At 55.1% G+C, this 15,481-nt stretch carries 15 protein-coding genes and 1 pseudogene; 7 read left to right on the forward strand and 9 right to left on the reverse strand.

The window, feature by feature from the left end; all coding sequences use genetic code 11:
- The first annotated feature begins 130 nt into the window (after positions 1-130).
- Positions 131-997 (forward strand): hypothetical protein, encoded by an 867-nt coding sequence (locus PSH65_RS13845; RefSeq protein WP_305426678.1) that lies wholly within the window; start codon positions 131-133, stop codon positions 995-997.
- Between the two features lie 118 nt (positions 998-1,115).
- Here the strand turns inward: PSH65_RS13845 and PSH65_RS13850 are convergent, their stop codons facing one another.
- Positions 1,116-3,725: an AAA family ATPase gene (locus PSH65_RS13850; RefSeq protein WP_163854409.1), complete on the reverse strand. Its 2,610-nt coding sequence runs from the start codon at positions 3,723-3,725 to the stop codon at positions 1,116-1,118.
- A gap of 251 nt (positions 3,726-3,976) precedes the next feature.
- Between PSH65_RS13850 and PSH65_RS13855 the strand changes: the two are divergent.
- Positions 3,977-4,646, forward strand: a pseudogene (locus PSH65_RS13855) (IS66 family transposase); the annotation flags it as partial.
- 102 nt (positions 4,647-4,748) lie between these two features.
- On the opposite strand, the gene mobH reads toward PSH65_RS13855, so the two are convergent.
- Entirely contained in the window at positions 4,749-6,479 is a 1,731-nt protein-coding gene (mobH, locus tag PSH65_RS13860; RefSeq protein ID WP_305426987.1) for a MobH family relaxase, read from the reverse strand.
- A 231-nt stretch (positions 6,480-6,710) separates the two neighbouring features.
- Here mobH and PSH65_RS13865 point away from each other — a divergent pair, with 231 nt between their 5' ends.
- On the forward strand, positions 6,711-6,905 hold the full coding sequence (locus PSH65_RS13865) for a hypothetical protein (protein WP_025214500.1): 195 nt from the start codon (positions 6,711-6,713) through the stop codon (positions 6,903-6,905).
- Between the two features lie 134 nt (positions 6,906-7,039).
- Here PSH65_RS13865 and PSH65_RS13870 read toward each other — a convergent pair whose 3' ends face one another.
- Together PSH65_RS13870 and PSH65_RS13875 are read right to left on the reverse strand one after the other, a co-directional pair.
- A complete protein-coding gene (locus PSH65_RS13870) occupies positions 7,040-8,002 on the reverse strand; it encodes an ArdC family protein (RefSeq protein WP_163854408.1) in 963 nt (320 codons plus the stop codon).
- A 130-nt stretch (positions 8,003-8,132) separates the two neighbouring features.
- Complete coding sequence (locus tag PSH65_RS13875; RefSeq protein WP_163854407.1) at positions 8,133-8,462, reverse strand: hypothetical protein; 330 nt, start codon at positions 8,460-8,462, stop codon at positions 8,133-8,135.
- Between the two features lie 449 nt (positions 8,463-8,911).
- On the opposite strand from PSH65_RS13875, the gene PSH65_RS13880 reads away from it, so the two are divergent.
- Positions 8,912-9,322, forward strand: a complete 411-nt coding sequence (locus PSH65_RS13880) for a DUF3742 family protein (RefSeq protein WP_163854405.1) — start codon at positions 8,912-8,914, stop codon at positions 9,320-9,322.
- Here PSH65_RS13880 and PSH65_RS13885 read toward each other — a convergent pair.
- The 5 genes from PSH65_RS13885 to PSH65_RS13905 all read right to left on the reverse strand — a co-directional run bounded on the left by PSH65_RS13885 (position 9,315) and on the right by PSH65_RS13905 (position 13,881).
- Positions 9,315-10,853 (reverse strand): conjugal transfer protein TraG N-terminal domain-containing protein, encoded by a 1,539-nt coding sequence (locus PSH65_RS13885; protein ID WP_163854404.1) that lies wholly within the window; start codon positions 10,851-10,853, stop codon positions 9,315-9,317. The two genes, PSH65_RS13880 and PSH65_RS13885, sit on opposite strands and share 8 nt — an antisense overlap.
- A gap of 10 nt (positions 10,854-10,863) precedes the next feature.
- The gene (locus tag PSH65_RS13890; RefSeq protein ID WP_163854403.1) at positions 10,864-11,172 is read right to left on the reverse strand and encodes a hypothetical protein; all 309 of its coding nucleotides are present in this window, start codon (positions 11,170-11,172) and stop codon (positions 10,864-10,866) included.
- 3 nt (positions 11,173-11,175) lie between these two features.
- Positions 11,176-12,558, reverse strand: a complete 1,383-nt coding sequence (locus PSH65_RS13895) for an integrating conjugative element protein (protein WP_163854401.1) — start codon at positions 12,556-12,558, stop codon at positions 11,176-11,178.
- Positions 12,555-13,511 (reverse strand): TIGR03756 family integrating conjugative element protein, encoded by a 957-nt coding sequence (locus PSH65_RS13900; RefSeq protein ID WP_163854399.1) that lies wholly within the window; start codon positions 13,509-13,511, stop codon positions 12,555-12,557. Before PSH65_RS13900 ends, PSH65_RS13895 begins: the two co-directional genes overlap by 4 nt.
- A gap of 115 nt (positions 13,512-13,626) precedes the next feature.
- The gene (locus tag PSH65_RS13905) at positions 13,627-13,881 is read right to left on the reverse strand and encodes a helix-turn-helix domain-containing protein (protein ID WP_027603217.1); all 255 of its coding nucleotides are present in this window, start codon (positions 13,879-13,881) and stop codon (positions 13,627-13,629) included.
- Between the two features lie 159 nt (positions 13,882-14,040).
- On the opposite strand from PSH65_RS13905, the gene PSH65_RS13910 reads away from it, so the two are divergent.
- The 3 genes from PSH65_RS13910 (at position 14,041) to PSH65_RS13920 (ending at position 15,472) form a co-directional block, all read left to right on the forward strand.
- Positions 14,041-14,298: a LasR-specific antiactivator QslA gene (locus tag PSH65_RS13910; protein ID WP_163858857.1), complete on the forward strand. Its 258-nt coding sequence runs from the start codon at positions 14,041-14,043 to the stop codon at positions 14,296-14,298.
- Between the two features lie 182 nt (positions 14,299-14,480).
- On the forward strand, positions 14,481-14,729 hold the full coding sequence (locus tag PSH65_RS13915) for a hypothetical protein (RefSeq protein ID WP_039588682.1): 249 nt from the start codon (positions 14,481-14,483) through the stop codon (positions 14,727-14,729).
- A complete protein-coding gene (locus tag PSH65_RS13920) occupies positions 14,726-15,472 on the forward strand; it encodes a zeta toxin family protein (protein ID WP_163854397.1) in 747 nt (248 codons plus the stop codon). The genes PSH65_RS13915 and PSH65_RS13920 overlap by 4 nt, the downstream gene beginning before the upstream one ends.
- Positions 15,473-15,481: the final 9 nt, after the last annotated feature.

The raw sequence follows: 15,481 nt of genomic DNA on the forward strand, positions 1-15,481 counted from the left end.
TGCTCGAATCTCAGGACAAGCACTTAGGCTTCTTCCCGGCCAACTTATTCCCGTAGTGCACCTAGTCGCTCTCGGTAGCCGACCAATTTTCATTGTCCCCCAGCAACCAGTGAGGGTTGGGCATAGGTTCGTGGGCGCGCGCGACTTTGCTTCTGGGCGCCCTCTTGCTGAAGGCGAAATAGCTATAGGACCTTTGATCCGGCTGGATATAGTGAGCGACGAGGCGCTCATCAGTGCAGCCAAAGAACTTCGACTCGAAGCACACGTTCCGGGAGTCAAGGCTCCAAGCATTATTTTTACCATTCCAGCACACTACCTGCTCTCACCCGAACGATGGCCTGACAAAGCGTACGCGCTTTATCAGCATATTTTTGGAATGGGTAATTCCTATCCCGACGATGGTTTCTTCTATGTGGGGATAACCAAGCGACGATGGCAAACCCGGTTGGCTGAACATCTTCGAGCAGCGGAGAAGGGAAGCAATCTACATTTTCATCAAAAATTTAGAGAGGAGAGGGAAGCAGGAAGGATTACTTACATCCATCATAAGGTGATGGCGATCACGGACGACCTGGATAAACTCTACAACACTGAGAAATTTTTGATCGAGGGACACTGGGATGATGAGCGAAGGCTCAACATGATCCCAGGTGGCAAGGCTGGTCTCCGATACCTTAGGGAACATTCAATACTCAATGACGGAGTAATTGCTACACCGGATGAGCGAGACGGTGCCGTGGATGCGTGGCTCACTGGCCATCAAGGGAAAAGCCTTCCTCCCATAACTATCGCCGACAGGTGGCAGGACGAGACTTGGGCCGCCGCCCAGATATGCAGCCGTTCAGACCGCCTTTCAATACTCCAAATCACGGCCATTCGTGACTTAGCCACCAGCCATTGCCCGCAAGAGATTGCTAAGAGAACAGGGGCGAGAGTCGACCAAATCCAAAGCATCATCAGCGGGAATACTTATTCGAGAGTGAAGGGGTTTCCATAACCTAGACGTAATCGTCGTCGCTGCAGATGAGCAGTGGATCCCCAGGTTGAAAGTCCTAAAATTTGCCCAGGATGGTCAGCCACGAAATTATTCTCATGACTGACTTAGGTGAGCGGGATCACGCAACTCGTTTTGAGTATCCCTCCATCCAGTCCGCAAGGGATCTCATGTCAGCTTCAAGTTGCGCCAACTCGGGTGGAACGGCTGGAAGATCATCCGCTTGGGAGTGCTCATATACCGAATACCTAGTCATTAGATCATCGATCAGATCGCAATCTTCTTGGGTGACATTGCTGACCTGCCTGAGAAGCCCTTTGGTCATCACTTCTCTACGGAATCGCAGCACGACGCTGTTTAGCATGACCACCTCCACGGTGCGCTCCACGATTATTCGGAAATCGCTGCAGACACTTTTGGCCATAAGATCATAGTTTTCCGCTTCGCCCTCTGCTTGATGCCTCTTGAGCTTTTGTAACGATTCATTCAGCAACTTGTTGATAGCTTTTTGGGGCTTTGAGTCGCGAGCACTTTGCCCGGTCAGAATTCCGGAGATTTTGTCCATGCGCCGAAGGGTCTGAACCTCATGTACTATGTCCGGAAGATCCGGGTGCTCTTTGATTTTTTTCACGGCATTGTCCAGCAGCGTGACCAGAGACAACCTGTGAGTGAAAATGATTACTTGGCGGGTCTGCGCAAGGTCGACGAGGCGTGCGACAACCCGTTCCTCAAAGTCTTGGTCAAGTGAAGAGATAGGATCGTCAAAGATGAATGGGGCTACCTGGTTTGAGCCGGTTATGTCCGCTAGGAAAGCCGAAAGCGCGACAATCCGAGTTTCACCTTCACTAAGAATCTGCTCCGGGGGACGTGCTCCTTTTGCACCAACGAGCGCTAGCCCAAAAGTCGTTCTTCCCTTACCGACCGTCTTGCTCTGAGGGGCTACGGGGAGCCTTGAGCCGCCTAGTAGTTTGAGTTCTTGAGCAAAGCGTGTCTGATAGCCAGCTTCCACTTCAGATTTCGCCAGCTCATTGTTCTTCGTCGTCAAAGTATTTGTCGCTGCCAGCCGAATTGCTTTTCCGTACTGATCAACTGCCAGCAGCCGGTCTCGTTCAATCAAGATGATTGGCTTGTTTTGCGACAGCCACTGCATGGCTCTCAGCCTAAGGAGTCGCTCCTCCATCTGCTGCCGCTTGCCGTCTTGCAACAGATCGTTCAGCGATTTCTCTTCGTTGGTCAATAACTCGTTTTGCTCGGCTAGTGCTTGATTTACCAGTGACCAGTCGAATGCGGCAACACTTCCGATTTGGTCCGCGGTATCGAGATCGCTGCGCCTTTTAACCAAGGCTATGTGCAGGTCAATGGCCTTCTGTTGCTCCAGCTTGAGCAGAGCCATGTGAGCCAACCAATCTTGCTCTTTTGGCGACTGAGGTAGGGCACGGATAAGCCCTTTATGCTTGTCTTCTGCTTGCTTGGCGGCGAGCTCTAGTCCCTCTGTCACGAACTGCTCAAAGTGCCTTAGTCTTTCGCTGGCATCCTCGTTGAGATCCTGCTGACAAAGTACACACCTGGCTCCTTCTCCGATAACAGGGAATGGTTGTCCGGGATAGGCGTGAGTTTGAGAGAATAGCCGTGCTTGAGTCCACAGCTGCTGCCATGTGGCCTCACCAACCCCTTCAAGTGGGCTTTCAGCAAAAAGTTGTTGAGAGAATTTCTGAGCAGCCTGTCGCTTCAATTTCGCATCAGAGTGAGCCCCCACGATGGCCTGCGCCGCCTCGACGGAGAGCTTTTCCTTGAATTGATTCGTGGCCTGCTCTACGGTTACCAGTCCCAGTTTTTCTTTGTTAATTAAGGCCAGTCTTCCTGCAACGTCTTTCTGTGCCAGCGCGCCTTCGATAGCAATTCGCTCAGCATCCTGCTCTTGGGTGTACTGACAAGCTTTATCAATGGTTGCCGTGGTGGTTGTCGGCTTCAGACCTGCTAGCCACTTACTTTCTTCAGTGGCTACCAGGTCTACAGGGAATCGGGGTAATGTACTGACCAAGGCGTTTTTCGAAGCTGTCAGGTGCTGGTTAACACGGTCTGATATGGCAATTAATGATGATACGAACCTCATTTGACTAGGCTCGTAGCTGGCCTCATTTTTACCCATGTAGTGGGCAGCCGTTTTGGAGTCAAAAATCTGGGCGTGGCGAAGCCTTGCGTCCGCACCATCTGCAAGTGTCCACGGGATTTTTCCTACCTGTCCTCCTACGGAGATTTGAAAAGTCGCTCGGCAAGCCTCCGGCTCTTCGACAAACACATTGGGGTGAATCTCGTCTTTTGATCTTGAGCCACAAGCTTGTTTGAGTAGTCGTGCGTACCCACTTTTTCCTGAGCCGTTCTGACCATAGAAAACGGTTATGTTACCAGCACAAAAGGGTAGTGCTGCTCCTGATTTCACCGCATTCAGCCCATAGACATCTGTTATGCCGTCTATACGGATGGCTGGGCGGTTGGCGGCAAGAGCCAGAGAGCCGGGTGTCACTGTGCCGAAGCCAGGATCTTCGCCTTTTTTTGATTCGGTGATACAGAGCCGAGCCAGCTCCGCGACCTGGTCATCCGTTGGAGGCTTTTTGGTTTCAATGAGATTCTTGGCTGCTGTTTGCAACCAGCGGTTTCTCTCGCCAAGCCAGCCTTCAAATGCGTCAACAACAGGTACATCTTCCTCGCCCAACTCTTGAACGCCAGTCATTGAGATCTCTCCATGAAATACCGTGAGAAAGCAAGGATAGACCAATGCTGGCGAATTGCCTTGAACATGGGTAGGGCTGGTACCACACTCCAATGGGAAGCCCCAGATGGCGGAAATGTAATATGGCGTGCCGGCACGGAGAGCGCATTGGCCAGAGTGGTCGCGGTATTCGATGCGGCGAAGCGGCACTGCGCCGATCTCTTTCCAGCCGCCGGGCCAACCGTGTGAAAGTGCTGGTACATGATGGCGTCGGTATCCCGCGCTCGACACTGGCGCAGTGGGTGGGTCAATCCGGCGTGCAGCTTCAGTCGCTGGTCGATGCGCTGCGCGAAGCAGTGCTGGCCCAGCGCGTAGTCCACGCCGATGAAACACCGGTACAAATGCTGGCTCCAGGAGAGAGGAAAACCTACCGCGCTTAGGTCTGGGCCTACAGCAGCACGCCATTCTCGGCACTTAAGGCTGTGGTCTACGACTTCAACCCCAGTTGTGTCGGCGAACATGCGCGTAACTTCCTGGGCACATGCAACGAAAAGTAATTTGTGATGACTCGCCGGCTACAAGGCCAGCTTCGAGTTGGGCATCTCCGAAATCGGCTGTATGGCGCATACTCGGCGCAAGTTCTACGACCACGTGGAGAACAAAAGCCAGTGGGCGGAGCAGGCGCTTCGCTCGATTGGCGGGCTGTACGAAGTCGAGCGACACGCTAAGGAAATGAGCGGCGAAGACAGGTGGCGATTACGCCATGAAACAGCAGCGCCCATCGCTGAAAAACTTCATGAGTGGATGCCGGCCCAACGCGAACGTGTACCCGAGGGCTCGGCTATGTCCAAGACTCTGGATTACAGTATTAAACGCTGGGTAGCGCTGACGCACTACCTGGAAAATGGTGCTGTGCGGTGCTTACTGCATCAAGTTCATCATTGAACATTATGGGCTACTGAGAGGCGGCAAGAGTACAGTTCAGTGGCGGGTGTGCCAGCGTTGACTCTGCATGTTGAGCTCTTTTTGGGAGGCTTCGGACGTTTATGCTTTTTCCACTTTAAGGAAAGGATTATCGGCAGGTACCGGCCCAGCTTCGAATAAGAGTGCTGGATTTTCTAACAAATAGCCTTTGAGGGTTCCTTTTTTTCTTGGACCTTCCACCTGACAGATCCAGATGTTCAAACCATCATCACGCTTTAGGTGGGTTTTCAGTTTTTCGAATTGCTTCTGCACCCATCGCCATTCCTCACCTGCGGAATCGGCCCTCAGTGAGATGCCCGGAAACTCCTGAACGTAGCGCTGAAAAAGGCCAGGCGTGACCAGGAACACAGTGCCGCTCACCGTATGGATTTTGGCCTTGCTGTCATTGATGATCAGCTTGTGGCTCAGGATGCCTTCCTTGACCCAACTGAGGAATGCCTGGCCTGGGCTATCCGATTGAAGCGTTGAAGTTTCGACAGCACTTTCTGACAGTGCGTCTCTGGCCTCAGGCTCTTTCAATTCGAACATGTCCAGCAGCGTGCCGAGGTAATCGACATCCTCTAGTGCCAAGGTATCCGGCTGCGGCTGACTTTGATCTAATCCTGCATTGACTGTGTGGGGTGCTGGTATTGGTACCGGGGTGTCAGTCGAGTGGTCATGGGTTGTAATACTCACCGTTCCGTTGAAAGCCTCGGGCCGGTCTTCGCTCCCCCAAATCAACGCGGGTTGAAGTCGCAGAAAAGTGAAATTCTGCTGCCAGTTGCCTTGCGCGACAAGCGCGGTCCAGATGGCTTTGCCTTCCGGCGTGGACTCGACCAGTCCATGTGACTGGAGTTCGTCGAACACGGCGAGATTGGAGGAGGGGATGCCCTCAATCGATTGCGACAACAGATAGGCTCGCAGCTTGTCGGTGACCGTCTTGCTGACGAGCCACAGCGCGTCCTGAGTCAGCCATGCTGCGGCACCTGGCTGGTTGAGTTTCAGCTCGTGCTGGACCAGATGACGCAGTCCGCTGATCAAGTGATGTTGCAGCGAATGAATCGGCGCTTGCAGCGCCTTGTTCGGGTTGCCGCCGATGTTCTGCGCAGTGGAAACACGGTCCGCTTGAATCACCAACTGGCCCAGCACGCCGGCGCGTTCGTATTGGCCGGCCAAGACATACAGCAGGCTGGCCCACAGCGAAGGAAATCCACTGAGCCAATCCAAGATAGGTCGGTCGAGAATCTGGGTGTAGAGCAAACCTGCAGCGGCGCCGTGCAGGTGATAGTCGCGACCTTTGACATAGCAAAAACGGTAGGGCTGATCCAAGGCGCCCTGCCAAGGATGCCAAACACGGCCATCCTGGCGTTCGACCAGCAGGTCCACGGCGATCTTGCCGATGTCATGAAGCAACGCGCCATAGGCGATGCCAGCGGACCAAGCGTCAGTCTGGGCGGCTTGGTCTTCCGGCGCGGCGCCGGTGGGAAGCAGATACGACTGACGCAATTTCAAACTACAAGCGACCAGCTCCAACCCATGGTCGAGCATGCCGCCAAGATAAGCATGGTGGTGCGTCTCGCTGGCTGGAAGCTGCTGGACCAGCTTGGCGTATCGATGGATCGGATTTAAATAGAGCTGGCCGAATTGCGGATGGGAGAGGGCGGTGTACTGCCAAATGCGATCAAGCAACTGGCGGCGATGCTCGGCTGCTAACAAGCTCTGGGGCGATTCGATGGGCAGGTACCCATCGGCGACGTTTACGGTGGGTGGCGGAGGAGGCTTTTGCCTTTTGTGCCGAAACAGACTGAGCATCATGGTCCTCCCGGCAACTGCCAGAGTTAGTGGCCTTTTAGCCTTTTCGGATAGGGCTCTTACCCTTGACTCCCCATTCCCTTCCAACCCTTACCCGTCCTTTTGACGCGTTTCCCTTTGTGCGGCAATCGGAATATCGATTTGTCCTGGTGCCGTTTTAATGGATGCGCATGCTGGTACGAAAAAGGAAAGTGTCGGTACACTGCGGTGCGAATTTTATCGGGTCTTGCCATGAACCTCACCGATGCCACGCTCGTGCTGCTGCTCGCGGCACGTATCCATGGAACAGACGAAGCCGTCAGGGCCTCGGCGAAGAGCGTGGTCAAGAAGCTACCGCGCAGCAAACGTGATCTGATCTACAAGGTGATCGACAGCCGAAGTCCACTCGAGCTGGTGGATTACCTGGCGGAGAATCTGGATACGTAGCGGCGTACTGCAGTTACGGGATTACCTCATGTTCTTTGCGTCAGAGCTCCGCAGTGTGGAGATTTTTCTGGGCATAGAAAAAGGGTCCAACTCGTGTTGGACCCTATGAAGCGTGTGCAGCGGTGAGATGACGATCAAGCTCCATCGTACATGCATCGCGAGTCATCCATTACCCTCTGCTTCCGTTGCTGCTCCAGGTTGAGCACATACTCCGAAGCGCACCGGGCCTGGCCACTGGCGCGGAAAATCGCGCGGTTGTCAGCCTTGAGCAGGCCGAGCCAGGAGTCGATATAGCCCTCGTGCCGAAGCTCCCCCTGTATGCCGGCGTAGCCACATAAAAAGGCGGCACCCATTTCGGCGATCAACTCTTCAAATGCATAGTCTGGCGAGCCGAATGGGCAAGGTGAGGTCACGCCTTCACGCTGCAACCGAGAGTGGTGTCCAGTCCAGTGCGTCAGCTCGTGAAGTGCGGTGGCGTAGTACCCACCTTGATCGTGAAACTGCGCTTTTGTCGGCAGTTGGATGAGATCCCTGATCGGGTGGTAGAAGGCTTCGTCGGAAAAACGATGAATGATATTTGCGCCCGAACTTAGCAACAAACTTTCTGCAGCAGCGTTGGGGAAGACAGGATCGCTCGGTTCCGCCTCGAGCAAAGTTTCGTTGAGCGTTTCGAGCCCCTCCGTTTGCTCGATGTTGAAAAGAAAATGCGTCCTGAGAATGCCAAAGTGAGCGACCTTGGGCTGACCGTTTTCATCGAGTACGGGTTGTCCTGACTCGGTCTGTTCCTCGCGCTCCATCGGCTTGTAGAGCACGGCCAGAGTGCTGTGCTCACCCTTACGGATGTGCCCGCCGGCTTTTTTGGCTTGGTTGAAGGTCAGCCAGCGATCTTGAGTGAACCCCTGCAACCTAGCCTCAGTCCAGAGCAGCGGTAAATTGATGCCCGAATAGGGACGCTGGGTGATGGCGTTGATGGGGTAGGGTTGGTGATGACCGACGTCAGCTGAGCCACTTGAGGACCAGGGTTTGATCCAGGGCGCTACGCCTTGGTCTAACGCGGTAACGATCTTGTCTGTCACGTCTTGGTAGATATTGCGCATGGCATTTTCCTCGAAAAACCCGAGGAACGCCTTGCCCGTCGGGGAGGGTTCCCCGGTGGGTGTTGATTGGATTGGTTCAGGACTGCGTATAGCCTGAGTTGAATCAGTGGCCGGGTATGGCCGTTTGCGTTTAGCGTTGCTGCTCTTCCGCAAGCGCTATCAGTAAAACGTTAGGTTGGTCTGATGCCTGAAGTAGGCTGAGACTCAGTCGCAGCAATGGTTCATGATCTGCATCACTCACTGAGACGAACTTCGCTACCTCAAACACCACGTAGGGTGCGTTTGGATCGGCCAGATGAGCTTTGAAGGCTGCGCGTACGATGTTGCTCAGCCTATCGAGCTGCAGTTTTTCAGGATGATTCGAATCATCGAGCAATACTGCGTGTTGCCACGCGTCTGGAGTGAACACAACGGGCAAGCGCAGAGTGTTCAGTGCTTCGGGTGTGAGTGAGTCGGACATGGTGTGCCTCCGTTGATAGCGCGAAGAAACCTGTCCCATAGGGGAAAAATTTCCCCGCGGTGGGTTGAAGAAAAACAAGAGGGGTTAGGACGAGCCGAGCTCGAAAGACGCTCGGGAGAGCAGTAGGCGTTCATCACCGTGAAACGTGACCGTGCGAGCCACCGAACGCTAATCGCACTTGGGGGAACCATCACCGGAGTGACGTAGCTTTAAAGGCTCTGGCTACCTGGGAAGGTGCTGTCGATAACAGCGATCCGTACCCTCTATGTAGCTGGATGATATGGATGGGTCAACGGCCATAGAGGCGCTGGTGCACGAGCTGCGTCTTCTGTCTTCCAGTGAAGAGTTTTTCGACCGAACAAGCTGATAAACGGTTAAGCATGGGTGATTTTCAGTAGTAGGCTGTAGTCTCGATTTCCAAAGGAATACGCTCAGAAGAGGGCGCAATCATGCCGGCTCAGCAGCCAGTTCAAATTTCCCGCGCGCACCGCTGGGCATATGCATTTGGTATGTCCGCAAAACGTGGTTATCGCAAGTGGAAAGGATTTGAATCCCGCGTAGCTAAACGTGCGGTGGCGACAGGTATACCTGCGGGTGGGCTATTGGTTCGTGGGGGCTTTCTGGTTACGAAGCTGGCATTGGTCCTTGGGTTGCTTTTTATCGGTTTCTGGTTGGTCGCTTCTGTGGTGACGATGATTGCTGTAATTGGTCTTCTGGTGTCCAAGACTGCTATTGACTCAGATCTTGAAGGCAATGATCCAGGTCCAGACTTTTTAGGGGCCAACTCCTATCTAGGCAATTACGACGACAACGGCCATTACATCGGGCATTCCAAATCATCGACCAGTGACCTTAGATGATCCTTTTCGTAGCTCCCATCAGCTGATCTGTGCCTTTGCCTGCCGCGCCATGCGCTGCCTTGCTCGCACTTCCTAGCATCCCTTCAATGCTGCTACCAATTGAGTAGCCTGCCCAGCTCATGGCAACTAGAAATAGTCCTGGCAGAACCAAGAACATCGCCCCCATCACATACTCAATCACCTGCGCCGTGACGGTTCCGTCCATAAAACCGGACGTGGGCAGCGACAGCAGCACCTGATTGGACGCCGACACCTGGTTGTACAAGGTATCGAGCATACTGGAGTCGACCCAGCGGGCCAATTCCCACCAGAAGGTCAGCATGTGCAGCGTGAACAGCGCGAACGTCACCGTCATGACGGTCTTTAGCTGGTAGGTACTGACCAGCAGGATCAGCGGCAAGCTGATGATGACGCCCATGATCAGAAAAGCCTGCACCATCGGTAGAGCGGCGCGTAGCGCGTTCATCGCCGGGAAGTTGCTGAAGGAGCCGAGAGCCAGCCCAGTGTTGGTGGCCAGGTTATTGAGCCCCTGATTGATCGACCCGCCGCGAGCACTGGAGCCATAGTCTTGATACACCTGTCCGGGCGACATGGACATCGATTGTTGGTGCGGACTGACCAGTTCGCGCAGGGTGGCATCCTCGATCTCGTTGCTCGAACGGCCAGTCAACCAACCTTTCAGCTGAGTCAGTAGCGAAGGATCGACTTGCTCGATCAAGCGCGCTCGCAACCCGACACCGCCGTCATTCCACCACTGTTTGCAGGTGGGGTAGCCTGCGCCATTCTCCAGCCGAGGCAAGGAAACATCGCGGGTTTCATCGTAGGGCCAACTGACTCGCGGTGTCCGTGAGCGATCAGTGTCGTAGTAGCCCGGAGTGTCGAGAAAATAGCTTGAGCCGATCCAGGACGCATCATGACTTTGTGCCTTGTCCAACTGAGGACGATTGGTGAACAGCCGAGAACGGGAATAGCCGTAGCAGTCGCGAGTAAAATCGGCGACTTCCTGCAGCAGAACCTGACTGTCGATGCGCGAACTGTCGATCTCCATGCGCATCTGCCGGATATCCGGTGCGCAAGGAATGGAGGCGGTGGCCGCTGCAGTCACCCCTTTGCTCAAGGCATGCACCAGAAACCACCAGATAGGCACGTTGGCAGAGCGTTCGCCGATGGTGTTGAAAGTGATCCCCCAGGCGGTTTCCGCTGGCTTGGCCACACTGACACCGCATCGTTGGCTCGCTGCATCATTAAACGCCATTGAGGCGAGGTTTAGCGGAAAGACTGGCGCGCAGCCGAACAATACGACGATGTAGGCCAACCAAAGCCGGTTCTCGATTCGAGGAACAGAGAGCAATCCCTTGTTGCCTTCATCCGCGCCTTGCTGACGGGCCGACAACCACTCTTGCAAGATGATCGCGCCGAAAGGCGCGGCGAACAATCCAGTATCGGACAGGACGTTCCAGATACCGTTGTTGATGATCCAGGCCAGCAGGGAGAGGTAAAACTCCAGGTAGCTGTTGGTGCTCATGAGCATGGTGGTGACCTCACAATCGAGTGAGCTCGACGCAGGTAAAGAGCAAGAGCCCTAATGTCCCGACGCGTTTCACGCGCAATCGGTCCTGTGGTCGATGTCGGTAGCGCCTCAGCAGGTCCCACCAGAGTGCAAAGAGGACGCCGTAGAGCAGGACACGCCACCACCGCAGATAAGGCCGTATCGATTCCAAGGCTTGCTGCCAGGCCCCGAAACTGCCCAGCGCAGTGCAGCCGATCCACGCGATCAGTGCGGCGGTCAGGATCATCCCTGCGGCGATACCTAGACTTGCAAGCAAAGTGAATAGCAGTGAGCGTTTCATGGCTCACTTGCGCCTGGCGTCAGCGTCGTTGAGTCGGCCAGGTTCGGGGTCGCCTTGCTCGACGGTGCGCGACGCATCGGCGCCTCCGGCATGCCGATCGAGCACGAGACTGGCGGTGTTGGTAGCCAACATTTGTCGAACCTGCAACTCGGTCTGCAGTAGGCGTATTTCACGCTCCAGCGTGTCGATGTTTTTCTTCAAGGCCGTTTGGGCCGGTTCAGCGGAAGCGATGTTAGGTTCGTGACTGCCTGCCAGCAGGGTGCGCAGTAGCAGGAGCGCCTTATTGAGTACGCTGGACAGGGCCGTCTCACTGGCCAGGCGCCGCGCCAGGAGTTCCTGATCAGGATCGTCGCGCAGGGCTTCGATCACACCACGGGTCACCGGCAGCATTGGGCTGGAGGCTTTGGCCAGATTGTCTGGGGTAGGCGACAGTGAACCGGACAATAGCCCTTGCAGGGCCTTGAGGTGTTCACTGTAGGCCTCCTGGATCAGTGGCGTCAGTCCGCTGCCAGCGGTAGCCCGCAGAGTCTCGCAGGTGTCGCAGGTCGCGACTTCGGTCTCGCCCAACACGCGAACAGCCCATTCGGATTCCTCTTGGGGTGAGGTCCATGCCTGGCAAATAGCGCCGCCCAGGCAATCACTGCTACTGATCGAGGCGCTGTCATCCACGGACCGGTTATGCAGCAGGTTGTAGCCCGCGCGCACCACATCGGAGGTTGCCCGGATGGGTGTTTGTCCGCTACCTCCAGCCTTCTGCCCGCCGACCCAAGACACCCCATTATTGCCGTTACGGGCCTCGGTGTTTTTCACCGCGGCCACTGCATCACCGCCGGTTTGTTCGAGGTTGCCCTGCATCTCCTGGTTCTTGGCCAATGCGCCCCAGCCGGCTTGACCGACCTTATCCGCCATCTTCTCGGCCATGGCCTGGCAGGTCAGCTTGGAACGGTCGAAGTCAATACGCCCCTGCAGCACCCCATTACTGAGCAACTCGTAGAGACCGGGATTGGCGCGCTGAATAATCAACGCCGGCAGCGACATGACTGCTTGGGTCGCGTTCTGCACGATGCTGCCCATGATCTGCTGGAAACCTTCGGTGACGCCGTTCAACTGGTTTTGCAAGGTGTTGGTGAGGCTCATGTTTCCGCACATCATGTTCGCCTGCCAGGATCCGCCGACACCGAGCCCGTTGGGGCGATAGAGCGAGCTCGGCGAGCCCGCTGCCGAGCCGCCACCGATGGTGTACATCACCCGGTCGTCGAGTACTTCGCCTTGAGTGCCTAGACGGTAATCTTCCTCGGCGGCGTGGGCATGCGTGGTCACGGCGAGCAGTCCGCAGAGCAACAAACTCATCGGGCACACCCATGGTTCTGTAAGAAGCCGATTCATGAAGCACCACCGTCGAAGTCGATGCTGAACAGGAAGGTCTGTCCCTCTCGCTTGCAGCAGCTATAGGGACGCCACAGCGACCAGGCGTAGCCGCCATCCGCACTCTGCACCGGATCGCTGGGGAAGATGGCGCATGTGGGTTGAACCAGAGGGGAGAGCAATTGCCATTTGTGGGTCGAAGCGTCGTTTTCAACGATTGGGCCAGGCGGCCAATAACCATCGCGTGGTACGGGTATGAGCGGGACATACACGTGCGGTTGCCAATTGCGGGTAATGACGTCACCCGCTCGCTGCGCCATCACCGCAGCGGCTTTGAAGTCGTCGGGTTGCACCAAAAATCCTTGCCGGGGATAGACGTTGCCCCACATGTTGCCCGCGAGCTGACGACCGATCTCACGGACTCCCGGTAAAAGTGACTCGGGATAAAGACTTTCAGGGATGCCATGACGCCAGGCCAGTGAGTCCAAAGTGCTGAAGTAGTAGGACATGAACGCAGTGGCGCCGCTGGCGCAGGCGTAGCCGGATTGGGAGGCAAGTTGCGTGGCGGCCCAGCCACCTGGATGACCGATGGCATCAACGTTTTTGAAACGAGGCAGATTATCGCGCTGGGTGTTCGGCGTGATCAGGTTACCGCCTCCTTCCGCCCCACTGATAGGAGAGGATAGGGCGGCCATCTCGGTCCACGGATTGGCACCGGTGGTGGCATAGCTCGAGACCACCAGCTCAGGAATGAAGTGACGAACCTTGGTTGAGGTTTTAACCGTGCAGCCGAAGGGGGTGCAGAGCAACCAAAAGCAGATGCCGACGACTCGGTACTCGAGGCAGTCTGGAGAAAGTACGGAGGCGGTAATGTTGCCGGTATCCAGCGCTACGCTTGACCCGGATGCCAGCAGAATGCTCAGCACCAACGGATGTAATTTCTGTGGCGAAATGTGCGGGCAGGCAGCAGACATGATCCAGGCTCTGGGTGTATGGCCTGGACAGGTTCAATAATCGAGAGAGGGGTGTCAGTGAGAAAGCCGAACGCAGGATTGTCGGTTTATAACGATCTTCTAGATCAGCAGAGGGTCATTCAGCGCTCAGCGTACGAGCAAGCGCGTCAGACTCGATGAGCAACTGATCCGTTTTGATCTCGAAAATGTTGGCGAGTTTGCAGAGGACCAATAACGACGGGTTGCCTACCCCTCGTTCGATTTGACTCACGTAGGTACGATCCACCTCAGCCATGAGCGCCAATTGCTCCTGGGTAAGGTTCTTCACGCGTCGCATCGAACGGATGTTTTCCGCAAGTTGCAGACGGAGCTGTTCAAAGTCTTGAGTCATGCGCGCAAACTGCGCCTTGAGGGACTCTCAATCCACGGGATATAGTCTACATTGGCTCTGATTCGGGCTTTTTTGATGCTTAAGCCGAGTGTCAATTTTGTTTCTATGCTGCTTAGAACAGACCGAGCATTAATAAATAAATCGAAAGCTAAGGTGTCTATGACCGAAAATTACGTTTCCATTCCTGCGGCGGATGGTTGTCCGAGTCTTCTGACGCCATGGGGCAACGAATTTGCCCCGATCATCGAGCGTGGTGTGCAATGCGCTCAGGCCTGGCTTAATACACCTGGTGAGGTACCGCTGTGGTGGGAGCTGGCGCAGGCACGTAAGACTTGTCCGGCAGGAGACTCTCAGGATGCTTTCGAAGCAGGTTTTTTATTGAGAATTCAGCAACGGCTTCTAGGCGTTTCACCGTAGCTGTGCGGCTCCAACCCTGACGACATGGCTTGCACGGGAAAATTTACTGGAAGGTATGGTTCCAGGCATCATTCCTCTAGAATGGAGGTCTGACAGAAGTGGCATTGTGCTGTTACAGACCTACGCAGCTAGGATTCTGGTAAGTGCAGATTTCTGCACGCTCTGAGAACGTGGAGCTCGATATGAAAGCCGACCAAGAGTTGAGTGATGATCTGGTGAGCCGACTGGAGGGTAAAATCCCAGCCATGGCCGAAGGGGCCATCAATACGGCCTATATCAACGCGCTGGCGGCCGGACGCAGCGTGATGGAAGTCATGGACGGCATGCTCGTTGAGACGACTGCCGATGGTAAGCACAAGGTTATTCGAGTGGCCAAGCCCAAGCATAAAGTGACCTTGGGCGGCATTATTAAGGTGCGTCGCTGCTCATGACAGTTCCTCGGCTGAGGATGTTTGCCGGTCCTAACGGTTCCGGCAAAAGCACGATGAAGGGTGCCGTGCCTTCCCACCTGATCGGCATCTATATCAACCCGGATGAAATCGAAAAGGCCGCCAAAGAGGGCGGGCGTCTGGAATTCAGCGATTTTCAGCTGGAAACCGAAGGTGATGAGGTTCTCGGTTTTATCAAGGCGCATCGCCTGATCCGGTTGGCCCAGCTTGATGAAGAGGCGGCCAAAATAGACTTCAGCGGCAACGGCCTGAATTTTCAGATCGTGGAAATGAATTCCTATTTTGCTTCCGTGCTCTCTGATTTTATTCGGCACAAGCTCCTCGAAGCCCAATTGTCGTTCACCTTCGAAACGGTGATGTCTAGCGAGGACAAAATCGCTTTTATGCTCAAGGCAAGAGCGTCGGGATATCGCACCTACCTCTATTTTGTCGCCACTGAAGACCCGGATATCAATATCAATAGGGTCAAGAACCGTGTTGCGGCAGGTGGGCACCCAGTTCCCACGGAAAAAATTGTCCAGCGCTACGGTCGTTGTCTGAACCTATTACCAGCGGCCATCGCAGCCTCGAACCGGGCTTATATCTTTGATAACTCCGGCGCTGATCTGCTGCTGCTCGCTGAAGTAACGGACGGGACCGACCTTGAGTTCAGGACTGATGAGATTCCTGACTGGTTCATGCAGGCCTACGTGGAGAAGGTGTTCAAGGATTTACTGCCGGGTTGATCGAAACCT

The organism is Pseudomonas sp. FP603, from assembly GCF_030687415.1.
In the GTDB taxonomy this organism is placed as follows: domain Bacteria; phylum Pseudomonadota; class Gammaproteobacteria; order Pseudomonadales; family Pseudomonadaceae; genus Aquipseudomonas; species Aquipseudomonas wuhanensis.

Coding starts and splice junctions, on each gene's coding strand:
- PSH65_RS13850 (WP_163854409.1), bottom strand. CDS start 3,725: ATGACTGGCGTTCAAGAGTTGGGCGAGGAAGATGTACCTGTTGTTGAC.
- mobH (WP_305426987.1), bottom strand. CDS start 6,479: ATGCTCAGTCTGTTTCGGCACAAAAGGCAAAAGCCTCCTCCGCCACCC.
- PSH65_RS13865 (WP_025214500.1), top strand. CDS start 6,711: ATGAACCTCACCGATGCCACGCTCGTGCTGCTGCTCGCGGCACGTATC.
- PSH65_RS13870 (WP_163854408.1), bottom strand. CDS start 8,002: ATGCGCAATATCTACCAAGACGTGACAGACAAGATCGTTACCGCGTTA.
- PSH65_RS13875 (WP_163854407.1), bottom strand. CDS start 8,462: ATGTCCGACTCACTCACACCCGAAGCACTGAACACTCTGCGCTTGCCC.
- PSH65_RS13880 (WP_163854405.1), top strand. CDS start 8,912: ATGCCGGCTCAGCAGCCAGTTCAAATTTCCCGCGCGCACCGCTGGGCA.
- PSH65_RS13885 (WP_163854404.1), bottom strand. CDS start 10,853: ATGCTCATGAGCACCAACAGCTACCTGGAGTTTTACCTCTCCCTGCTG.
- PSH65_RS13890 (WP_163854403.1), bottom strand. CDS start 11,172: ATGAAACGCTCACTGCTATTCACTTTGCTTGCAAGTCTAGGTATCGCC.
- PSH65_RS13895 (WP_163854401.1), bottom strand. CDS start 12,558: ATGAATCGGCTTCTTACAGAACCATGGGTGTGCCCGATGAGTTTGTTG.
- PSH65_RS13900 (WP_163854399.1), bottom strand. CDS start 13,511: ATGTCTGCTGCCTGCCCGCACATTTCGCCACAGAAATTACATCCGTTG.
- PSH65_RS13905 (WP_027603217.1), bottom strand. CDS start 13,881: ATGACTCAAGACTTTGAACAGCTCCGTCTGCAACTTGCGGAAAACATC.
- PSH65_RS13910 (WP_163858857.1), top strand. CDS start 14,041: ATGACCGAAAATTACGTTTCCATTCCTGCGGCGGATGGTTGTCCGAGT.
- PSH65_RS13915 (WP_039588682.1), top strand. CDS start 14,481: ATGAAAGCCGACCAAGAGTTGAGTGATGATCTGGTGAGCCGACTGGAG.
- PSH65_RS13920 (WP_163854397.1), top strand. CDS start 14,726: ATGACAGTTCCTCGGCTGAGGATGTTTGCCGGTCCTAACGGTTCCGGC.